This is a genomic window from Wolbachia endosymbiont of Spodoptera picta (genome assembly GCF_018141665.1).
Classification (GTDB): Bacteria; Pseudomonadota; Alphaproteobacteria; order Rickettsiales; family Anaplasmataceae; genus Wolbachia.
This window is the reverse complement of the sequence record NZ_CP067976.1, coordinates 1,275,216-1,296,820: the sequence shown is the minus strand read 5'-3', so window position 1 is coordinate 1,296,820 and position 21,605 is coordinate 1,275,216. Positions and strand designations below refer to the sequence as shown.

The 21,605-nt window shown below is 33.2% G+C and carries 18 protein-coding genes and 2 pseudogenes; 6 read left to right on the top strand and 14 right to left on the bottom strand.

Annotated elements, in window-relative coordinates; all coding sequences use genetic code 11:
* Window positions 1-53: 53 nt before the first annotated feature.
* Window positions 54-3,323: a UvrD-helicase domain-containing protein gene (locus JKF54_RS05945; protein WP_211908034.1), complete on the top strand. Its 3,270-nt coding sequence runs from the start codon at window positions 54-56 to the stop codon at window positions 3,321-3,323.
* Window positions 3,324-3,382: 59 nt separating this feature from the next.
* On the opposite strand, the gene JKF54_RS05940 is transcribed toward JKF54_RS05945, so the two are convergent.
* The 5 genes from JKF54_RS05940 to dnaG all read right to left on the bottom strand — a co-directional run bounded on the left by JKF54_RS05940 (window position 3,383) and on the right by dnaG (window position 8,629).
* Window positions 3,383-3,784 carry a cytochrome c-type biogenesis protein gene (locus JKF54_RS05940; RefSeq protein WP_010401557.1) on the bottom strand — a complete coding sequence of 134 codons (402 nt, stop codon included), beginning with the start codon at window positions 3,782-3,784 and terminating at the stop codon, window positions 3,383-3,385.
* Complete coding sequence (locus JKF54_RS05935; RefSeq protein ID WP_007302682.1) at window positions 3,768-4,781, bottom strand: hypothetical protein; 1,014 nt, start codon at window positions 4,779-4,781, stop codon at window positions 3,768-3,770. Before JKF54_RS05935 ends, JKF54_RS05940 begins: the two co-directional genes overlap by 17 nt.
* A 7-nt stretch (window positions 4,782-4,788) precedes the next feature.
* Window positions 4,789-5,136: a ferredoxin family 2Fe-2S iron-sulfur cluster binding protein gene (locus JKF54_RS05930; RefSeq protein ID WP_211908032.1), complete on the bottom strand. Its 348-nt coding sequence runs from the start codon at window positions 5,134-5,136 to the stop codon at window positions 4,789-4,791.
* 362 nt (window positions 5,137-5,498) lie between these two features.
* Window positions 5,499-6,797, bottom strand: coding sequence for a Na+/H+ antiporter NhaC family protein (locus JKF54_RS05925; RefSeq protein WP_211908031.1), 1,299 nt, complete (start codon window positions 6,795-6,797; stop codon window positions 5,499-5,501).
* A gap of 98 nt (window positions 6,798-6,895) precedes the next feature.
* Window positions 6,896-8,629, bottom strand: coding sequence for a DNA primase (gene dnaG / locus JKF54_RS05920; RefSeq protein WP_211908030.1), 1,734 nt, complete (start codon window positions 8,627-8,629; stop codon window positions 6,896-6,898).
* Between the two features lie 145 nt (window positions 8,630-8,774).
* Between dnaG and ubiG the strand changes: the two genes are divergently transcribed.
* The 3 genes from ubiG (at window position 8,775) to tsaB (ending at window position 11,784) form a co-directional block, all read left to right on the top strand.
* The gene (gene ubiG / locus JKF54_RS05915; protein WP_211908029.1) at window positions 8,775-9,941 is read left to right on the top strand and encodes a bifunctional 2-polyprenyl-6-hydroxyphenol methylase/3-demethylubiquinol 3-O-methyltransferase UbiG; all 1,167 of its coding nucleotides are present in this window, start codon (window positions 8,775-8,777) and stop codon (window positions 9,939-9,941) included.
* A gap of 107 nt (window positions 9,942-10,048) precedes the next feature.
* Complete coding sequence (locus JKF54_RS05910) at window positions 10,049-11,179, top strand: cation:dicarboxylate symporter family transporter (RefSeq protein WP_211908028.1); 1,131 nt, start codon at window positions 10,049-10,051, stop codon at window positions 11,177-11,179.
* Window positions 11,179-11,784, top strand: a complete 606-nt coding sequence (tsaB, locus tag JKF54_RS05905; RefSeq protein WP_211908027.1) for a tRNA (adenosine(37)-N6)-threonylcarbamoyltransferase complex dimerization subunit type 1 TsaB — start codon at window positions 11,179-11,181, stop codon at window positions 11,782-11,784. Before JKF54_RS05910 ends, tsaB begins: the two co-directional genes overlap by 1 nt.
* On the opposite strand, the pseudogene JKF54_RS05900 reads toward tsaB, so the two are convergent.
* Window positions 11,754-12,338 (bottom strand): annotated as a pseudogene (locus JKF54_RS05900) (adenylate kinase family protein). The gene tsaB and the pseudogene JKF54_RS05900 overlap by 31 nt on opposite strands.
* Before the next feature lie 222 nt (window positions 12,339-12,560).
* Here JKF54_RS05900 and JKF54_RS05895 point away from each other — a divergent pair.
* The gene (locus JKF54_RS05895) at window positions 12,561-13,271 is read left to right on the top strand and encodes a class II aldolase/adducin family protein (protein WP_211908026.1); all 711 of its coding nucleotides are present in this window, start codon (window positions 12,561-12,563) and stop codon (window positions 13,269-13,271) included.
* Between the two features lie 176 nt (window positions 13,272-13,447).
* Here JKF54_RS05895 and JKF54_RS05890 read toward each other — a convergent pair whose 3' ends face one another.
* Window positions 13,448-14,095, bottom strand: a complete 648-nt coding sequence (locus JKF54_RS05890; RefSeq protein WP_211908024.1) for a heme exporter protein CcmB — start codon at window positions 14,093-14,095, stop codon at window positions 13,448-13,450.
* Window positions 14,096-14,203: 108 nt separating this feature from the next.
* Between JKF54_RS05890 and JKF54_RS05885 the strand changes: the two genes are divergently transcribed.
* Window positions 14,204-14,581, top strand: a complete 378-nt coding sequence (locus tag JKF54_RS05885) for a TraR/DksA family transcriptional regulator (protein WP_007302671.1) — start codon at window positions 14,204-14,206, stop codon at window positions 14,579-14,581.
* Window positions 14,582-14,587: 6 nt separating this feature from the next.
* Here the strand turns inward: JKF54_RS05885 and JKF54_RS05880 are convergent.
* The 7 genes and pseudogenes from JKF54_RS05880 to JKF54_RS05850 form a co-directional block, all read right to left on the bottom strand.
* Window positions 14,588-14,914 (bottom strand): annotated as a pseudogene (locus tag JKF54_RS05880) (IS5-like element ISWpi1 family transposase); the annotation flags it as partial.
* Window positions 14,915-15,183: 269 nt separating this feature from the next.
* Window positions 15,184-16,134 (bottom strand): ankyrin repeat domain-containing protein, encoded by a 951-nt coding sequence (locus JKF54_RS05875; RefSeq protein ID WP_369800744.1) that lies wholly within the window; start codon window positions 16,132-16,134, stop codon window positions 15,184-15,186.
* A 349-nt stretch (window positions 16,135-16,483) separates the two neighbouring features.
* Window positions 16,484-17,764, bottom strand: coding sequence for a flavodoxin-dependent (E)-4-hydroxy-3-methylbut-2-enyl-diphosphate synthase (gene ispG / locus JKF54_RS05870; protein ID WP_211908022.1), 1,281 nt, complete (start codon window positions 17,762-17,764; stop codon window positions 16,484-16,486).
* 16 nt (window positions 17,765-17,780) lie between these two features.
* Window positions 17,781-18,407, bottom strand: a complete 627-nt coding sequence (locus JKF54_RS05865) for a TRP75-related protein (RefSeq protein ID WP_211908020.1) — start codon at window positions 18,405-18,407, stop codon at window positions 17,781-17,783.
* 176 nt (window positions 18,408-18,583) lie between these two features.
* Window positions 18,584-19,069: a hypothetical protein gene (locus JKF54_RS05860; RefSeq protein WP_211908018.1), complete on the bottom strand. Its 486-nt coding sequence runs from the start codon at window positions 19,067-19,069 to the stop codon at window positions 18,584-18,586.
* A 119-nt stretch (window positions 19,070-19,188) separates the two neighbouring features.
* A complete protein-coding gene (locus JKF54_RS05855) occupies window positions 19,189-21,297 on the bottom strand; it encodes an FtsK/SpoIIIE family DNA translocase (protein ID WP_211908016.1) in 2,109 nt (702 codons plus the stop codon).
* Window positions 21,298-21,576 carry a YggT family protein gene (locus JKF54_RS05850; protein WP_211908014.1) on the bottom strand — a complete coding sequence of 93 codons (279 nt, stop codon included), beginning with the start codon at window positions 21,574-21,576 and terminating at the stop codon, window positions 21,298-21,300.
* Between the last annotated feature and the right edge of the window lie 29 nt (window positions 21,577-21,605).

Below are 21,605 nucleotides of genomic sequence, written 5' to 3'. Positions count from 1 at the left end.
ATCTTATTTACTATACTTGAAATGCCACTTCAGTCAAACCTTATACACTCCTAATGAGATCAAATGCCATAAATCCTAACTTCTCTGTATGGGTAAGTGCATCAGCTGGTACAGGTAAAACAAAGATCTTAATAGACAGAGTATTAAGACTTCTATTAGAGAATAAGAGAAATATTCTCTGCTTAACATTTACCAATGCTGCAGCAAATGAAATGGAGGATCGCATTTACAGTACACTTAGTAAGTGGGCAATATGTCCAGAGGGTATATTGGTCGCAGATTTAGAACAATTAGCCCAGTGTGTGACCAGAGAAAATAAAGATTATTTAACAAGAGCAAGAAGGCTTTTTTCTGAACTGGAAAATCTTGGTCTTAATATTCAAACTATACACGCCTTTTGTTACAAATTAATCTCCAGCTTTCCTACAGAAGCTGGTATCGCTCCAAATTGTACGTTGAGCGAATGTAAAGAATTGCATTCCATCGTATTTGAAAAAACGCTTCATAATGAAACTGTGCAGGACGATATAAATATCATTGCAGCTGAAATTGATGAAAACAAGCTGAGTGATTTGCTCTATACCTTATGTATAAAGAGATCAGCTCTAGAAAATAATTTAGGGTATATCAAAGATAAACTAAGTGCCCCAGATAAGATTCACGATTTACAGAGTGAAACGATTGAGCAGATAAAAAGATTAGCTAAAATATTAAGTGAGGGCAGCAAAAGAGATCAGAGTTACAGTGCGATACTTTATGATTGGTGTAATAGCACAAAATCGTCCGTACCAAATGTTGTCATCCCAGTGCTTGACACTGGGATCCAGAAAAAAAGAAATATGGATCCCAGTGTCAAGCACTGGGATGACAACAAGATAGAGAACTTAGCTAAAGTATTTCTCAAATCAGAATCGTACGAAAAAAAGAGCATATCATCCATTATAACAAAGGGTGCTTTGGAAAAATTTGAAGACGTAGAGCAAATGATAGAAAGCATTCAAAATGCATTGTTTACCCATGTAAAGGATATAAATTCTTATCAAATATTCGCAAGAACCAGTAGTTTACTTAGTATATTTAAAGTATATGTTGATCTATATAATAGTGAAAAATCAAAGAATGCACTGCTTGATTATGATGATATCATCAATTTAGCAACAAATCTCCTTAGCAATCCAGGCTATAAAGATTGGATATTGTTTAATCTAGATCAAAAAATAGACCACATTCTTGTTGACGAGGCACAAGACAATAGTATCAGTCAATGGAAAATTATAACAAATCTCTGCAATGAATTTTTTACCGGTGGTGACGAAAAGAGAACTTTATTCGTTGTTGGCGATGTAAAACAATCAATTTACAGATTTCAAGGAGCAAATCCCCATCTATTTAATTACATGCAGCAATATTTTCACACGAAAACCGGTGGCAGAGATTGGGTATCATGTCAACTTGAAAAGTCATTTCGCTCAACTCCAGAAGTTTTGATGCTTGTAGACAGAATATTTAACAATTTTCGTGAAGAAATATCTTTCAATGATAACAAGATAAAACATATTCCATATAGAGAAAACGATCAAGGATACATTGAAATTTGGCCGTTATTGCCAGGATATGAAGAGGAAGAGCAGCAAGCCTTACAAATTCATTTAACACAGAGGAAAGATTATGTAGTAAAGGATCGATTACTTGCTCAGGCAATAGCCCAAAGAATTCACAATTGGTTAAACGAAGGGCGGATTTTAGTCGCCAAAGATCGCCATATAGAACCAAGGGACATTATGATTTTGGTACGGCAACGAAATGCGCTAGTTGACTACATAATAAGTGAACTAAAAAAAGTAAATGTACCAGTTATAGGCCGAGATTATTTTAGAATTATGGATTACATAGCTGTGCAAGACTTAATAGCTTTAGCTGAATTTTTGCTCCTCCAGGCAAATGATCTTGCTCTTGCAAATGTTTTAAAATCACCGCTATTTAACTTCACTGAGGATGATTTATTCAATATTGCATACGATCGTAAAGAACAGTCGTTGTGGGAAAAACTTCAAGATTATCAGGAGATTATCTCTAATGAATTAAACTATCTAATTAATTTATCTCAGACAGAATCCCCCCTTACACTATTCACGCATATATTGCGCACAGGCAAGAAGAAATTTGCTGCAAGGCTAGGTCTTGAGTGCTTCGAGATTCTAGACGAATTTATGAACCTCATATTGCAATTTGAGCACCCATCTCTTCAAGCATTTGTTCAGTGGATCAAAGAAAATAATCCTGAGATTAAAAACGATATGCAATCAGAACTCAATGCTGTACGAATAATGACAATTCATAAATCAAAAGGTCTACAAGCTCCAATAGTGTTTTTAGTTGACACAAATACAGTACCAAGAAACAGCGAAAATATTTTGTTTGATGCAACGGAAGCACCTTTTTGGTGTGGCAAAAATAGTAATGCTTATTGTAATCAAGTAAAAAGAGAGAAAAAACTAGAGGATTATAACGAATATTTGCGTTTGCTGTACGTGGCACTTACGCGTGCTGAAGATGAGTTATACATTTTAGGCAAAGAGCCAGTGCAAAAGGGCTCTTGGTATGATCTAGTTATTCAATATGGAGCATTATATGAGAGGAAAAAACTATACTTACAGCCGATATTTAAAGAAAAAGTTGAAGTGCTATGCATGAATGCAAACTACCCTTCTATTTATAAAAAACGTGATTATTTTGATGTTCCAGTGATTTCACCTCCATCAAACCTATCAATTTCATTGCAGCACGTGACTCTGGAACCTGGAGAAAAAAAGCCATTGTCAAGCACTGGGATGACAGATGAGAATGCTGGAATGACAAAAAGGAGCATTGGGATGACAGACAGCTATGCAAGAGGCTTAATAATTCACAGTATATTGCAATATATGCCCCAGATAGAGAAAGACAGGAGAAAAAATTGGGTCAGGAAATATCTTGATAGCATAAACACTAGTGAAGATAAGGATGAAATTTACAGCAAAATATTAACCTTTAATGAAAAATATGATTACCTGTTCGACTTGGAGGGCAAATCAGAAATTCTACTTAGTGGAACAATTGACGGAAAACCAGTATTAGTGCGGCTAGACAGACTGTGCATAACAGAAGACAAAGCAATCATAATTGACTATAAATCACACCATAATGTTTCTATTTCCTCATCAAATGAAATAAAAAAGCAAATGTTGATCTATAAAACCTTAGTGCAAGAAGTCTACCCAGATAAGCAGGTAGAGTGTGTGGTTATTTTGATGGAAGATTTAACCTTACAATCTTTGATCTAAACTCAAATGTTCGTATAGTAGCTACTTGCATTTGTTGTAAACTCACTTTTACTCTATAGTTATCTTTTTACTACCTTATCTATTTTCTGAACTGATTTTCGTATTAGAAAACATCCAATAAGAAGAATTATAAAAGGAATAAACCATAAAATGTAGGTACTAGATTTTACAGGTGGTACAATGATAATTGAATCTCCATAAGAATTTTTTAACTCTGAAACTATTTGCTCGTTAGTATATCCATCACTGATCTTCTTGCGAATTGTCTTACGCATACCATATGCAACTTGAGACTCAGATTCGGATAATAATTCACCAGAGCATACTGGACACTTTATTACTGCAAATAAGCTACTTGCTCGCTCTTCCATGCTTTCGTCTCTTAGTTTATCATCCAAAGTAAAAGCATTTATGCTTAAATGGAATATCAATGTAAAAAGTAAGCTAATTACTATTCTCATTCTTGGTGAATTGAGTGATAAAATCAGTAGTGGATAATTTTCCAATAAAGCCTGAACCTACATTATTGTCGTACTTTATTGAAAATTGAATGTCGTTATTAGTGATTTTTTCTGATAAGGAAGATATTGATTTTTCCAATTTATCTGCAGTCTTTGAATCATTAGTCACAAACGAAATTAATTCTTTATAATTTGATATGGCTACATTGATTTTATCTTCAAATGAAGATGTAACTAAATTGTAATTACTTACCCCACCATTTGCAGCAATAGAAAAGTTATTACTCTCAATCAAAAATTTTTCTATGTTGAAATTAATCTTAGAAGCTGAAATATGGTTTACAAATTCATAATCTAATTTAGCGTCGACACTAAGGTAATTTTCAGGACTTGCAGTATGTTTATAACGGTAAGTATAAAAATCAAATTCTAGTTTAGTATTTTCATTCAGTTCTTTATCAAAGTGAAATTGAATGTAATTACTTTTATCATTCACTTCAGTTATAACACTTTGCTGATTTTCTAAAACATCACATTTTAATCCATAATCTTCGTAACGAAATGTATCTATATAGTCTATTACAGTGCTATTTCTGTTGAATTTTAATGAAGATAGTAAATCATTTAGTTTAACAACAAAGTGGCTACTCACGTGTGTGTGACACTTTATATTCTTTTTCTCATCACTACGGACAGCAATGTTTACTTTATTGCTTGGTATATAGATATATACTGACTTATCAAATAATCTGTTTTTTATCATTAAAGCTTCAGATGAAACAGTTAATTGCTCATTAGAAAATTTTGGATTCGTTACACGAAAAACTAGGTTAAAAGGAAACCCCTTAAAATCATGGGAAATATCAACTTTTTCGTCATTAATGTAATCAGTTAAAAGACTTTTTACCTTAAATGCAGAAAAATACCAAAAACCACTATACGCTAGAGGAATAAACAAAGGTAAGGAGATGAGAATATAGATAAAAATTTTACGCATTATCCTCTTATTTATCTAATGATATATTTCTTGTACCCCTGGGCACGGTTATGCACAAACCGTCAATATCTTTTGTGATTTTTATTTGGCATCCAAGCCTCGATGTCTCTGTTAAACCGAAAGCTAGATCCAGCATGTCATTCTCCTCATCAGATATAGGATTATGTGTTTCTACAACATCATAAAATTTTGGATCAACAATCACATGGCATGTAGAGCAAGCAAGAGAACCTTCACATGCACCTTCAAGCAGATCTGGATCACTTCTATGGGCTAAATTAAGAAGAGTTTCTCCCTCTGTAGCTTCATAACTTTTCTTACTTCCATCAGGTAAAATAAAAGTAATGGATGGCATACTATTAAAATCTCTACTAATTTCTCTATATTCTACAAATAATAACTAATATTTGCAAACTCTTTGTAATTCCATTGCCTATCTCTTGTAATCTGTATTCCTATTAGGACCTATATTTACTATCATATCTCATATAGTATTTCCTATTGCATTTATAATAAATAACAAGTTCGTAAAGATCATTTGGTAGAGCAAAAAAACTCAAAACCCTTTATGAATTTATATGTTCCCAGTATTCCTGAATTATTAATACCAAATCCCTATAATGATACTCTCAAACCATATGTCTGTTAGTACTATGCAAGAAAGCCATCCATGGTTAGCATAACTTACACAAAGCTACAGAAAGAGTTGTGGTATATTTATGATAGTTGAGAAGCTAAAACCGCATGACGTCTGCCGTTAATAACTATTTCACTTATTGCAACTGCTGCAAAAACAAAACAATAATATACTTTTGTCAGTACAGCAATAGGTGAAAGAGAGGCAATGCTGCTTGCTAGCAATATTTGAGAACCATAAGGTAAGATACTTTTTGTGATCGCAGTAAATATTTCTAATAAATACGCACTACGGTGTGGTGCAATGTTATATCTTTGTGCAAGTCTTTTCGCAATATTACTAGTTAATAAAATAGCAACAACATTGCTGGAAACTAAAATAGTAAACATACATGATATTCCTGCAATCATAAGTTCAGCTTGACTTCTTGTGAGATTCACCTCATCGGTGAATTTATCTATCTTTTTCTGACTGTATTCGTACATTAAGTGGCTTAATCCACTACTGAAAAGAATAAATATCATTACCTCATTCATCTTATTAAAACCCCTACATATATCATGAGAATAATCAATAATAGAATAATCAAAAAAAGCTATTCCTAATATTCCAGCAACAACCATATTAACAGCTAATGTTACCAGTGTGTTTATTTCAAATAAACCCATAATTATTAAAGATATATAAGGGATAATTTTGACTATGGATAAATAATTCAGACTTGAGATAGAAACAACTTCTGTACTATTTGAAATTATTACTAGATAAATAAGTATTATAAGACCTGTAACAGATCCTGTCTTGAAAGTGAGTTTTATTTTATCCTTTACTGAAGCTCCTTGTGAAGAAGTAGCAGCAATAGTGGTGTCAGATATCATTGAAAGGTTGCTGCCAAACATAGACCCACCTATCACAGCTCCAACGCCCACCGCACAATCAAAAGCTCCATTTTGTGCTAGATTCACAGCTATTGGTGTTATAAGTGCAATAACTCCGATTGATGTGCCTATTGCACTTGCAATAAACGCAGAAATTAAAAACGTTCCAGGAAGTAATAATTGTGCTGGAAGAAAGCAAATAGTTAAGCTAGCAATAACATTTATACTACCAAGCGATTGAGTAACAGTAGAAAATGCCCCAGCAAGGAGAAAAATCAAACACACGGTAAGAGTAGTTTTATTCCCCATACCTTTTATAAGAGTATCAACGCTATGCTGAATTTTGTTTTTATTGAATAGAATAGCAAAAAATAATGCTGGTAATAAGCAAACTAACGGTGAAATTTGATGAAGAGGATTGTCAAGTCCTATAAAGGAAAAATAAGTACCACTACCAAGATATAAGGTTAAAAAAATAATGAGAGGGAGAAATGCAAACACTTGTCGTAATTAAATAAATTGAAAATATACTAGAATAAGCTATTTTAAGCAACTACTAATACAGTGTTTTTCTAATAATTTTGAACATCTTAAGCCATCTACTTTTGAATAAATTCCATTTGCATTTCTTGTATACTATCCTCTATTTGCTTTATTTGTTCTATTAGCCTTTCCTCTAAGTCAAAATTACCGCCCAGCCTTGCTTTAATTTTTTCTTCTTGTAATACATTTAATTCTTTCCGTAATACTATGTTATTCCAGACAGTTTCTGCCGATCTCTTCTCACTTAATTGACTATTTAGTACGCTAGTTTTTTCAAATATAAACTTTATAACACTAGACTCCTGTAGCAGAATTTCTTTATTAAAGTTGCTCTCATTAGTTACCATATTAATTACGCACTGTTGTAATTTTTTCATCTCATTAGTAAATTCGAAATGAGAAAATTGCTCAAAAAATATAGGACGGTTCAAGATTTCAGGAAATTCTACGGCTATACGCAAAATTATGGCCTGATTTTGCTCTGCTTCAATTAGCTCTGGAGATTTATTGTAAAGATACTCACCTTTTGTTGCTTTGCTATTAAAAATCAGCTTTTTAAAGTTTCTTCTTAATTCACTGACCTTATTGTAAAAATAATCTCTATAATACCTTCTAATACTGCTGTTACCGATAGCATTGACATATTTCATGAATTTGTGCTCAAGAATTGAATATTTTTCCGGAGCAAATTTTTCATAATTTTGCAAATTGCTACCAATTATGTGATGCCATAAATATTCAGAGTGCAGTTCTGTTGAGCGGTTAAAAGCGGATAGTACATCTTCCGTCTTATATTCTAGTTCATTGCATATATCGTATGGGTCCTTGTTGCTTGGCAAAGTCACGAACTTCAATGTGTATCCAGGCTCCAGTATCGGTAGAACAAGTTCTGCAATTCGAATAGCAGCATGACATCCAGGACTATCGCCATCCATACAGATAGAAATTTCTTTAGCAAATCTCCATAGATTTTTTATCTGCTCTGCAGAAATTGCGGTACCAAGCGGAGCAACTGTATTGCTAATTCCCGCTTGATGTAGTGCTATTACATCCATATATCCTTCAACAACAAATAGATGCTGTTTTTTGCGTATTTCACTCAAAGCAAAGTTTAATCCATATAAATTTTCTCTTTTCTTAAAGAGCTGACTCTCTGGGCTATTTAAATATTTTGGTTGTTGATCAGAACTCAACGCACGTCCACCAAAGCCAATAACTTTTCCTGCAATGTTCTTTATAGGAAACATGAGTCGATCATAGAAATAATCACGAGAATTTCTATTTATCAACCCAACATTAGCCAAAATTTTGTCTTCAATACCTGAAGAGTTCAAATATTCTCTCAAACCAGAGCTTGGTGCATAACCTATTCTAAATTTATCTATGATTTTGAGTGAAATCTTGCGTTGCTTTAAATAACCTACAACTCCCTGATTTTTTTGTGTAAACCAATTTGCAGCTAAATTCAGTGCTGAAAACAGTTTGTCATTTTCTTTAGCAAAGCTGAGGTTTGTGGGTAACTCAACACCTGCAACAGATGCCAATTTTTCCAACGCTTCCTTAAAACTTAAGCCCTCAGTTTGTGAAATAAATTCAAACGCATCACCATGAGCTGAGCAACCGAAACAGTAATATAAGCCCTTAACATTGCTGACCGAAAAAGATGGAGTTTTTTCGTTATGAAATGGGCAGAGTCCAACAAAACTATCTCCTCTTTTTATTAACCTAACTTTTTTTCCTACTATGTCGGACAACAATAATTTTGACTTTATAATATCTATATGATCCATTTTACCGAATTAGTAGTGGTAGGATAAAAATTATATAGAATTTATGCATATCTGACTCGAAATTTATTCAGAAAGATCAGGAGAGCTTGACAAAAAGCTCAAAATAAATTACCCATATAAATACCCTTAAGTTGCAATTTCTTATATGTCAGATGTGATATCAGTTGCTTCAGACCACGCAGGTTATGAACTAAAATCAGAAATAAAGGCTTACTTGGAAACTTTAGATTATACAGTGATAGACCGTGGATGCACTGCTGAACAAAAGAGTGTAGACTACCCTGACTATGCTGCTGAAGTTGTAGAAGATATAACAAACAAAAAAGCAAATTATGGAATATTAATTTGCGGTACAGGTTTGGGCATGAGTACTGTGGCAAATCGTTTTGAAGGAATCTATGCTGCTTTATGTAATAGTGTTGAGATCGCAAAATTAGCTCGCGAGCATGGCAACGCGAATATACTTTGTCTTGGTGCAGGGTTTACTGCGAGTGGATTAGCAAAAGACATAGTCAAACAATTCCTCGAAACAGAATTTTCAAAAGAAAGTAGACATAAAGAACGCCTTGATAAACTTAGCAATATTAGCAAGAAAAAAAACACAAAAACTTATAACGAAGATGAAATATCAAAATTCGCTAAAATAGCAGGTGAATGGTGGAATGAGAATGGCAAATTCAAGCCATTGCACATGATGAATCCTGTGAGAGTATCATACATCGTTGAGAAAATAAAAGAATTAAAAAAATGCGATTTAAAAGAACTATCATTGCTCGATGTTGGTTGTGGTGGTGGCATTTTGTCAGAGTCAATGGCGCGTATTGGTATTAGCGTTGCGGGAATAGATGTATGTGAGGAAAACATAAAAGTGGCACAGTCGCATGCGAAGAAAGTAGGGTTAAATATAGAATACACACACACTAGCATTGAAGAGCTAAGCAATGACAAGAAGTATGACGTGGTTTTGTTGATGGAAGTGGTTGAACATGTCGATAATTTAGAGTTTTTCATGAAAAAAGCAATAGAGCTGTTGAAGCCAGAAGGGCTAATTTTTATATCGACGATAAATAGAACTATTAAATCCTTCTGTCTTGCAATAGTCGGCGCAGAGTACATATTAAACTGGCTGCCAAAAGGCACACATAATTGGAATAAATTTCTCAAGCCATCAGAAATTGCAAATCATCTAAGGGAAAACAATGTAACACTACAAGATATGACTGGTATGGAATATAATGTAATAAAGCGTGAATGGAACTTGACCAAAGGTGTGGATGTTAATTATATACTTTGTGGAAACGTTGTAATTTGAAATCTCATTCAAGTACTAGAAGGTAATGCAAATATTTTAGGCAGTTTTACTTTACTTAGCAGCTAATTTATCATATGTATTTCCATAGGATATCGCTATATTAGAATATGTTACAATTACTAACCTTACTTGCTGTTATCACTTCGATTGTATTTTTTGGTCATCTAGTTCCAATGGAAGTGAAAGCCTTCTTGTATTCAATAAGCCTTAGTATAAAAGAGATCTTACTATTTATAATGCCTTTTATTGTTTTTGCATTAATCTTTAGTAGTGTTAACAATCTTAAGCAGTCGGCTATAAAGTTTATATTGTTACTTATTATAACGATTTTCTTGTCGAATCTAGCTTCAAGTTTAATAGCTTATTCTGTTGGGCATTTCATCACACAAAACACTTATTCAATACAAGATATAACATATGAAGAAACAATTGTTCCTTTATGGTCATTTAGGATACCTGCATTGCTTTCTAATTTTTATGCCCTTGCTTGTGGATTTGTGTTAAGCATATTAGTATCCACAATATTACCAAAAAAAAGCAAAGAGCTCTCGAACAAAATGTCAGATTTAACTCTCTTTATTTTGAAGACATTTTTGATGCCAATTATTCCAATGTTTGTACTTGGTCTTGCTTTAAAAATGGAACATGATCAGGTTTTACCCATAATATTTAAGGATTACTCAATAATTTTTATTATTATATCATCTGCAACCTACCTTTATGTTTTTCTCTTATATGGAGCAGCAAATTCATTTAAGATCACAAGTTGGATAGCTAGTATAGGCAATATGATACCTTCATTTATTACTTCAATGAGCACAATGTCTAGTAATATAGCTATGCCGCTTACTCTTGAAGGAAGCAAAAAAAATGTAAAGCAGCATGATATAGCATCGTCTGTTGTGCCAATAACTGCTAGCTTTCATTTAGTAGGTGATTGCTTTTTTATTATAATACTATCAATGATAATGACTTTTGGTGGTGCATTGTCTGCAACAGACTATGTGACTTTCCTTCTCTACTTTCTGTTATTTAAATTTGCTATTGTTGCAGTTCCAGCGGGAGGGATTATGGTAATGTTGCCTGTTCTTGAGAAGTATCTTAAATTCTCCCCAGAGATGCTTTCATTAATTACAGCATTGTATATAGTGTTTGACCCAGTAATAACTTCAGCAAATGTTATGGGTAACGGTGCGTTCACTATGATGTTTACAAAGCTCTATGATAAGCTTAAGTGATGTCCATTCTAGCAATTAATACTGTAGGTGCTGGTAGTTCAATAGCAGTAATTGATTACGATGGTAATTGTTTTGTAGAACGCAATTCTGCAAACAACAGTCATGCAGAATCATTTTTTCAAATACTCAATACTTTGTTTGATAAGCATAATTACAGCTACGATAAAATAGACCATTTAGCAGTGATAGTTGGACCAGGAAGTTTTACTGGAATCAGAGTTGGTATATCAACTGCACAAGGTATAAATCTTGCTACAAATAAGCCGTTATATGGGGTTAGTGCGCTGGAAGCTCAAGCATATGCAATATCGCTACTTTGTACAAATAGCAAAAAAAATATTAAAGCTATAATCGAAGATGATCAAAAGTTTTATACGCAGTTATTTGATTTCAATTTGTTACCGCTATCAAATCCTGCTTTAGTAAGTGAACTCCAGCCTGAAACGCACTGCATTACATATATGGATTGCAGTTTACCAAAGTTGGATGCTAGCCATGCAGGGCTATTAGTCCGTTATAGACTAAAAAATAAACAAAAATTAAATGGAGTTGAGGCTCTATATTTAAATGAGCCTCAGTATATGAAATCGTTGCCTATTGCGTAAACACTATTAATTTGGCCAAGTTTGTACATCTGACTTACTATTTCTTCTGCTACTTCTTTTATACTCATATTTGAATTTTCTACCTCTATAGCATTTTGTGGTACAAATAAATCTTCCTCCCTAAATTTAATACTATTTATATTAGTAACCTTCCTATTTTTTCTTTGCTTTTTTGATATAGTACGCTCTTGTAATATCAATGGATTGCACCTAAGTACTATAGGGAGGATTTTTGTGCTCATTTTTTTACTAAGTTCTACTACTGAGTTATATATTCTTATGTTGTAATCATTATTTTTAATTAATTCATCAACAAATATATAATTTTTTGAGTCAATAGGATAGGCTTCTATTGCCTAAAACATAACATGTGTAGTGTTATATATTCTATCTCGAGCTTCTTTGGAAGTTTGATTATATTCAAGTCCACTTACAATTACTGCATTTATCATACTAGATAATACTATTGCTGTAGAAAGTTTACCACTTCCTGGAAGACCAGTGATATATATGAAAAATTTTGTTAGCTGTTTTTTTATGTCAACGTTTATCATATTATTTTTAATATTAAAACCTACAATTATAATAACATAAAAACAAGGCTTTAAAACATATGAAATATTACATAAAAAGTCGTTTTTATAGTTAAAATACTATGTAATCTAGAAATGTAAACTCTAATCACCTAAGGCAAGTTATTTTAACGTAGGTTCACCTTTTAGTTTGTAATAAACTTTTTTTACGTATAAATCTTTAGAAAATTTTAGTCAAGAGCTATGTTATTAACAAATAGTGAGTTGAAAAGAGACCTAGTTAACGCCTATCAAATTTTATCTTATCTTAAATTAGATGATCATACGTATACTCATCTCTCTGTACGTTCTGAAGATAAAAAATCATTTTATGTTTATCCTTTTGGTATACGTTTTTATGAAGTAGATGAAAGTTCATTGATGAAAGTATCGTTTGATGGGAATATAATTGAAGGCAAAGAATATCAATATAATAAAACTGGCTATGTAATCCATGGCTTCATTTATCAAGCAAGGAAAGATATTCAAGCAATTTTTCATCTACATACACCTTCTATTGTAGCAGTTTCTTCTCTCAAGGATGGATTACTCCCAATAAGTCAGTGGGCGCTGCACTTTTATAATAAGTTATCTTACCATGATTATAATTCCCTGGCACTTGATGATACAGAAGGAAAAAGATTAATAGCTGATTTGAAAGAAAATTTTGTGATGTTAATGCACAATCATGGATCTATAACATGTGGTCAGACTATACAAGAAGCAATGTTTTATATGTATCACTTAGAACAAGCTTGTAAAACTCAATGCCTGACGCTAGCAATGAATAGGGAGTTGTCAATTCCAAGTGAAGAAATTTGCTCAAAAGCCGTAAAGGATCTTCTGTCTTTCGAAAGCAATCTTGGTGAGAGAGATTGGCACGCATGGGTTAGGTTGATTAAAGGTAAGTTATAAAAGTTTCTGACTCTTCGATAGATATTAGATTTCTTGCATAACCAGCCAGTCTGAAATCCAATAATGGTTTCACACGCTGTAACTCTTCAATTCATGTAAGAAGTTTAATGTCTCCATCTCTACTTAAGTTAACACCCTTAACTAAGCAGATACAAGTAAATAACTAGTAAGTTTTTTCAATCCTGCTCCACAGCAAATTTTAATGCTATGTGAGTAGTTATAGTGCTGTTAACAATTAAAATGACAAAAATTAAGATGGTGATTAGTAGTGTATAAATATTCAAGGATAAATTTTCAAATTGAGTTAGCAATTTGAAATATACAAAAGTTGGCATTATCATTGGCAAAACAAGAATTTGCGACACTCCTGATGCTAAGTTATTTCGACCAATCATCAATGCATTTCCAGTAGCTGAAATATTAATGATTATCAGCGTATTAAATAATAAAGACACTCCAACTGCTATTGAATGTTCAATATTATTGCCTAGAATTGCAAAGCTGAACATGAAAGAAATCACTGAAATCGGTAACCCAAATAACAACCAGTGAGCGAAGATTTTATAAGCAACTATCAGCCTAGAAGAGAGTGGCTGTAAAAAGATTTGCTCTAATATTCCATCATGATAATCAGATGTAAATAAATTATTTGTAGAGATCTGCAAAACAAATGTAGCACATATCCATGTTAATGTTAATATGATTTCTTGTTTACTGTTGTTTTCAAGTGTATATGAAGATAAACTTAACATTATAATAAAAATACATACTATATAAGTAAGATTATTATCATTTATTACTAATTTTTTTACCAAACTAATCATACCAGAATTTTAAATGTTTATTATAAATTATAGTGTTTACTTTGAGGGTAGTATAATTTTTTGTGTTTACAAGTTATATAAGTTTTAATATATTTTATTGATAATGCTATGGAAAAATTAATAAAAATAAAGTTACCGGAAGATTACGTTCCTTCAGAAAATGAAGAATATATGAACGTAAAACAACTGGAATACTTTAGCTTAAAGTTACAATCAATACTCTCTGAACTGGAGAAACAAGATCTAGAAGATAGTAGTATTTATTCTGATAGTGAAAATGGAGAATTAATTAAGCGCCGAAAAGATAGAAAAGAAAAAATTAAGGAGGCGTTGGAAAAAATAAAATTAGGCATTTATGGTTACTGCGATGGAACGGGAGAAGAAATAGGAGTCGAAAGACTTAAAGCTAATCCGCTTGCTATGTATTGTATTGAAGAACAAGAGAGAATAGAAAAAGAAAAGAACGTGTATAACATTAATGATTAGAACTTGTCAGGGAATTGATAAACTCAAGCATATTTCTCTCCTTAACATAACTCTACTCATAGCCAGATATATGAAATTTTCAGTGAGTAAATCTTATTCTTTCGATAGTCTTCTATTCCTAAAGCAAAAGTCCTTTCTACAACCCACCTTCTTGGCTGTACTTTAAATCCCTCATTGGTAGTAGCTAAGGCGGTGTGTCTTTGTTGACTTAGAACCTACATGAAGGCCTTTTGACAATCTCAATATCCATACCATATTCTTCCTTTATATGATTTTTTAAATCTTCTCCTTGGTATCCCATCACATTTTTTTAACTATAGTATATTTTTTTCTTACTTTCCTGTATGATACTCTGGAATAGCTTTCTATTCTTGTCCATTCCCTTTGACTTAGGTCTGCTGGATGCTTTTTTCTCATCTTTACCCAGTACTAAAACTTTAGGTATTATAGCCTTTTACTAATCCCTGGACAAGCCTCTAGCTTCGGTAAACTCAGTAGAAGGTTCTTTTGCAAAAAATGCAGCATGTACAGCATTTTTAATAAAAAAACATGCAGCAAGTGCAAATATTGCTGTCGGTACATAGCGCAAAGGAGAAGCTATACTAAAAAGTAGCAGAAGCGACGATTAAGCAACAACAAGTCAGTATTGCTTGATCACGTAGATAACGTCTATCAACTCCACCGTATTCAGCCATCAACCCTTTAACTTTATCATTGCTACCGTATGGCAGAGTAAGCGTTTTAATCAAATTCATTACACCATTATTAGTGAAATATGGAGCACACTCTATAACTCTGGAGCCATTAACCTTCTGATTAGGATCTGCACCATACTTTAAAAGCAACTCTAAATATTTTTCGCGTTTATCGTTGTCACAATTGATTGCTTGATATAATGGACCTCGACCATTTTCATCTAACATATTAGGATTAGCACCATATTTCAAAAGTATTTCCATAGTATGATCATCATCACACAAAAACGCTTCAAACAACGGATTTTTACCATTTCTATCTACCATATTAGGGTCAGCACCATATTGTAACAATAACTCTACAATTCTGCTGTCGTTGAGAACCATATAATAGCATAACGAAGCTTCATTATTATTGAGTAGCCTTATGTTAGGGTCAGCAACATTTTCTAAAAGAAGTCTCAAAATACTATAATCTCTTGAATTTTTGGCTTGCATTAAATCAATAGATAATGGAAAGTAAATACAAATAAGTTCTTCATTGATGTAATCACCAAATCTTCCATCTTTACTGCTTTTGAATTTGGAAAAAAGCTTTTCAAGAAATTTTATATCCTGATTATATAGAGCTCTATATAAGTAAAACCTCAAATCTCCAGGTGAATTAATTTCATTTAAATTTTCGTCAGTTAGATTTTTAACCCCTTCTATATTTTCCTTAGTGAGAAATTCATATGCAGTACCTAGCTTTTTAAATTTCTCCTCATTTTGTTTCTTTACAGCTTCTGAATGTTTATCAGGATGATATTTCAAGGCTAATTTTCTATACGCTGATTTAATTTCTTGTTCACTGGGCACATCGCTTGATTCAAAACCTAATATTTTTAAAGCTTCCTTTCTACTTACAATAAATTCCCCACTGAAATATGTTAAATTAAACGTAACCCAAAATTTCAAAAAGTAAAGCCTTTATGTCAAATTGCATCTATTTCATAACTGTACAAATATTGTAGATCAGGAAACTTCAGTCCTTGATACTGGAATAACATCTCTATACTACTCCGGGCCAATCTAAATATTAAGAAATTTACCATATAAAAAAAAGGCAGAAGAAACCCTATTATCTATTTTTTAAATTTACGTTCTTTATTGTCTCATTTGACGTTCACTAAACAGAATGTAGTCTAAGTACAAACTTGTGAAAGGCTTATGTGTAATGCTTCTCCACATAATCACTAATAATTTCCTTAAATTCTTCAAAAATATTATCACCTTGTAAAGTTTTGAAATATTTGCCGTCTTTGTAGACTGCTGAAACAGGTTTTTCTCCATACCCAGGCAGGCTGATCCCCAGATTTGCATGTTTGCTCTCTCCAGGACCATTTACTATGCATCCCATAACAGCAACTTTCATATACTCTACACCAGGATTATTTTTCTTCCATACCGGCATATGAGTTTTTATGTAGCCATTTACTTCCTTAGTTAATATACGAAAACGATCGCTACTTGTGCGTCCACAACCAGGACATGAACTCACCTGAGGGTTAAAGTAGCGCAAACCTATAGACTGCAGTATTTCCTGACATACTACCACCTCATTAGTGCGTGATTCACCAGGGCGCTGAGTTAAAGAAGCCCGGATAGTGTCTCCAATACCATTTTGCAATAAATAAGTAAGCCCTGCTGTGGTATTTACTACGCCTTTGTTACCCATACCAGCTTCGGTTAAACCCAAATGCAGCGCATAATTGGAAGATTTTGCAAGTGCCGTATAAACTAAAATTAAATCCTGCACTCTACTGACTTTACATGAAATGATTATTTTCTCTGCATTAAGGCCAATCTTTTCAGCTTTTTTTGCACTACCAAGAGCAGACATTACAAGCGTCTTACGTAATATAACATCAGAAGTTTTTGGATTACTAGACAAGGAGTTTTCATCCATTAATTTTTGTGAAAGGTACTTATCAAGACTACCCCAATTTACTCCAATTCTGACAGGAAGATCATGCGTTATTGCATACTCTATAATTTTTTCAAATTTTTCATCACGTTTATCACCAAAGCCTATATTACCTGGATTTATCCTAATTTTACCCAGAATTTTAATGTTGTCTGGATAATCCTGAATCAGCCTGTAGAGCTCATATTGTCCACAGCCTACTAATATCTTACCATCAAAGCCTTCTTTATTTATTTCCTCTACTATATAAGGTATTGTTTTTGCTACTTCCTCTGAGTTCAAAGCAATTCGCACCAACTCTGAACCTGCATGCGCTAGTTCTATTACTTCTTTTGCATATTTCTGAGCACTGCTTTTTATGTTGTCAGAATCTATATGTGTACCAAGTGCCATGGATTGAACAACTATAGGATTATTTCCACCTATCTTCACTTGTCCAACTTTTACAGCATGAGTTTTATGCCTGGAAACCGGCGATGACTCATATGCATCATCACTCAATGTCAGGTCTCTATCTAGCATATTATTAATCGTGACACTATTTTACTGTGTCAACTACACTGCCAAATGAACTTGAACCATTTAAACTATGCTGTGGTGTTCTATTTAGGTCAGTAATAGAATCATGAGAGCACGTTCTTCTTGATGGACTTTCTTTTATAGTAACATTTATAGGGGAAACTTTTTTTTCTCGTGTTGAAGTAACATTTTTCCCTTTTTGTTGTTCACTTTTATGCTGCTTACTTTCATACTGAGAAACTGGCTCTTGATCTATAAATACAGCACCCTTTAAACGTGCAAGATTAATACCATGCTGATTGATCATAGCATCCTCTTCATCTTCAACTATGCAAGCTCCCACGTTGTTTGGCTCATTATCAAGGCTAGCAATTTTTTTTTCTTTTAATTTTTTGATTAGATCTTCTTTATTTATGTTAGCATTAATTTGACCTTGTAACTTTTTTTTCTTAAGGAGCGCCCTACGCTTTTCGTATAATTTATACGACTCAGCAAAATCCTCATCTACATGAAAATTTGCACCACCAGGGTTACCAGGAGGTATGTACCTTTTACTGAGCTTCACTTTAGACTTAGCTTCAGCGTTATGTATAGCAAAGAACCCAAAAATTAATATAAATAAAATCTTAGAAAAGAACTTGAACATACTATAATGAATATCGTACCTTAGAAGATAACAATTAACGAGCTTTAAGTAAATCAGAATCTCTACCAACTTTATAATACAAACATCTTTCTAAAAAATTTACTACCAAAACCTACATAATCTAAAGGAAATTTAAGGTGTTACAAATTTTACGTAACACCCTTTCAAAAAGAGCATTACACTCTTCCTTGCTGTAAGTTATTCTTCAGTTTTTCGGTATCATTCACATTATTAAACTTTCCGCTTGGCATATCTTGAGACAAGTCGTTTTTCTTCTCTTTATCAAGCTTAACTCCCTGATAGATACAGAATGCAACAAAACTAGTTACAGCTATTGCAGCAACAGCACTGACTATGGCACAAGTTAATATTGCTTGTTCTTGTCCCCCTACCATGTCTGCAAATGTTTCTACTTTTTCTTCTAAGCCTGTAAATTTTTCTTGCAAGCCGCTTAAGTGCTCTTGCATAGCTTGAAACTGCTCAGTACCAATCTTGTCTTCTAATGCACCAAAAACTTTTTCAAACTGCTCAACATCTATCTTTTGAGCTTCTTGCCATTTTTTTAATTCACCAAAAACTTTTTCAAACTTCTCAGCATCTATCTTTTGACTTTCTTGCAATTCTGTTATACCTAACCAATTGCGGAAAATTCCTTTTACCATTTTAACCCCCTAGCTAATTAATATATTATAATTTTACATTCCCAATGTTTAAATTATTATTAAATTAACTATCATTATACATTGATCTTAAAATAACTTTCCTTGGTTTAAGTTAGCAATTATTCTACCAATATCTCTCTCTTTCCTGAGTAACTCGGAGCACTGACAATACCTTCTTTCTCCATTCTTTCAACAATATTTGCAGCTCTGTTATAGCCTATTCTAAGTTGCCTTTGAATGTAACTAGTTGAAACCTTTTGATCTCTCTGAATGATGGCCACTGCTTGCTTGTATAGATCGTTCTCTTCATCTTCTGTTTCACCTTCTGATTCCGCGAAAGAATTTTCATCTTCTTGAGTGATTTCCTCCATGTAGTTTGGCTCACCTTGCGTTTTTAGATGATCAGCTATATTTTGCACCTCATCATCACTTACAAATGGACCGTGAACTCGAATAATCTTACCACCAGAGGCCATATAAAGCATATCACCCATACCGAGCAATTGTTCAGCCCCTTGTTCACCAAGTATTGTACGGCTATCTATCTTAGAAGTAACAGCAAAACTAATTCTCGTTGGAAAGTTTGCTTTTATCACACCTGTTATCACATCTACAGATGGGCGTTGTGTTGCCATTATGATGTGTATCCCTGCAGCACGAGCCATCTGAGCTAAACGTTGAATAGAGCATTCTATATCTTTGCCAGCAACAAGCATTAAATCTGCCATTTCATCTACAATCACCACAATATACGGAAATGTCTCCATTTTAATCGGTATTTTTTCAAACAAAGGTTTACCAGTTGTTGAGTTAAAGCCAATCTGTACAACACGTTCCAATTCTATTCCGCTATTCATCGCTTCTGTAATTTTTTGATTATAGTTTATTACATTCCGCACATTTAAATATGACATCATACGATAGCGATTTTCCATCTCTTTCACGCTCCACTTAAGAGCAATAACAGCTTTTTTTGGCTCTGTTACCACTGGTGTTATTAGATGCGGTATTGCATCATATATTGAAAGCTCAAGCATTTTTGGATCGATCATTATCATCTTGCATTCATCAGGACTTAGTCGATAAACAAGCGACAGAATCATCGTGTTAATTGCAACCGACTTACCTGACCCTGTAGTTCCGGCAACAAGCAAGTGGGGCATTTTAGTCAGATCTGCAATAACTGGTTTTCCGCTTATTTCCTTGCCAAGCGCAATTGGAAGATTTAAGTTTGCATTTTGGTATTCTGGCGATTCAAGTAAATCACGCAGCATCACAATCTCTCGCTCCTTGTTTGGCAATTCTATTCCCATGGCATTTTGTCCACGAATTATTGAAATACGTGCAGAAAGTGCACTCATTGAACGTGCAATATCATCTGCAAGACCAATCACTCTTGCAGATTTTGTACCTGCTTGTGGTTCAAGTTTGTATAAAGTCACAACCGGTCCATAACATACACTTATAATTTTTCCTTGCACGCCAAAATCACTCAGCACCTGTTCGAGCAGAGATAAATTCTTATTGCTCTCTAATGCATTCAACTGTTTTCTCTGCATAGATTCTTCCACTTTAGAAAGTAAGTGAATGCTTGGAAACTCAAACTCGCTAGAAGGTGGTTTAAAAATCTCTTCGGTAGCTTTCTTCTGTCTTTCTTTTGGTTGTTGTCTAATGATTCTATATTTTCCCTCTATTACTAATGGTGCTATTGAATAATCAGTAGTTTTACGTAACCTGAAAAACAGAACCTTTGTAAAAAGGGAAAATATTTTTTTACATAGGAAAAGCAAAGAATAAACCGTTCTCTTCCAACCAATCAATCCTACAATACCTATTGATACTACTACTGTGAATATGTAAAACGGGCAGTGGCTAATTAGAGTATTGCCGACTATTCCACTGTGCATGTACCTAGTAGTGATACCGAGCGAAAGTTGCTCTAATGTAGCACATATTCCTAAATTGATTAATATTAAATAGAGAATTTTCAGCAGCCTTTTTGATATCAAAAAGTAAACTATGGTTGTAGCTATTGTAATACTAGCGAGTCCAAAAAATTGAACTAATATATCAGCTAAATATGAACCTACTATTCCACCTAAATTTGTTACTTCTTCATTTGTAGATGTATTTAAGGATGGATCTTTATAATTATAGCTAAAAACCGATATATATATATACATTAAGAATAACAGGTATATCGCTGATTTTAGCTGTTTTTTTAACATCTACTTAAAGTAATAAGTAATTGTATATTTTACAAAGTGAATTGCTATTATCAATATCATCACGGATAAATCTAATCCATTGAATGGTTGTATATACCTTCTGATAACCTTTAGTGGAGGATAAGTGAGTCTGTTTAAAGTTTGCATTATGCTGCTTACAATCTCATTATACATGTTAACCACATTCAATTTAACCAACAAATCGAAAACAACTGAGCATATTAGAATGAAGCTGTAAAGATCTAGTAGCAGGTTAAGTAAGTATATGATTGGATGCATATTACTAATTTATACTAAAACCTATTATG

Coding starts and splice junctions, on each gene's coding strand:
- JKF54_RS05910 (WP_211908028.1), top strand. CDS start 10,049: ATGTTACAATTACTAACCTTACTTGCTGTTATCACTTCGATTGTATTT.
- tsaB (WP_211908027.1), top strand. CDS start 11,179: ATGTCCATTCTAGCAATTAATACTGTAGGTGCTGGTAGTTCAATAGCA.
- JKF54_RS05935 (WP_007302682.1), bottom strand. CDS start 4,781: ATGCGTAAAATTTTTATCTATATTCTCATCTCCTTACCTTTGTTTATT.
- JKF54_RS05940 (WP_010401557.1), bottom strand. CDS start 3,784: ATGAGAATAGTAATTAGCTTACTTTTTACATTGATATTCCATTTAAGC.
- JKF54_RS05850 (WP_211908014.1), bottom strand. CDS start 21,576: ATGCATCCAATCATATACTTACTTAACCTGCTACTAGATCTTTACAGC.
- JKF54_RS05860 (WP_211908018.1), bottom strand. CDS start 19,069: ATGGTAAAAGGAATTTTCCGCAATTGGTTAGGTATAACAGAATTGCAA.
- ubiG (WP_211908029.1), top strand. CDS start 8,775: ATGTCAGATGTGATATCAGTTGCTTCAGACCACGCAGGTTATGAACTA.
- JKF54_RS05885 (WP_007302671.1), top strand. CDS start 14,204: ATGGAAAAATTAATAAAAATAAAGTTACCGGAAGATTACGTTCCTTCA.
- JKF54_RS05930 (WP_211908032.1), bottom strand. CDS start 5,136: ATGCCATCCATTACTTTTATTTTACCTGATGGAAGTAAGAAAAGTTAT.
- JKF54_RS05855 (WP_211908016.1), bottom strand. CDS start 21,297: ATGTTAAAAAAACAGCTAAAATCAGCGATATACCTGTTATTCTTAATG.
- JKF54_RS05895 (WP_211908026.1), top strand. CDS start 12,561: ATGTTATTAACAAATAGTGAGTTGAAAAGAGACCTAGTTAACGCCTAT.
- JKF54_RS05945 (WP_211908034.1), top strand. CDS start 54: ATGAGATCAAATGCCATAAATCCTAACTTCTCTGTATGGGTAAGTGCA.
- JKF54_RS05890 (WP_211908024.1), bottom strand. CDS start 14,095: ATGATTAGTTTGGTAAAAAAATTAGTAATAAATGATAATAATCTTACT.
- JKF54_RS05865 (WP_211908020.1), bottom strand. CDS start 18,407: ATGTTCAAGTTCTTTTCTAAGATTTTATTTATATTAATTTTTGGGTTC.
- dnaG (WP_211908030.1), bottom strand. CDS start 8,629: ATGGATCATATAGATATTATAAAGTCAAAATTATTGTTGTCCGACATA.
- ispG (WP_211908022.1), bottom strand. CDS start 17,764: ATGCTAGATAGAGACCTGACATTGAGTGATGATGCATATGAGTCATCG.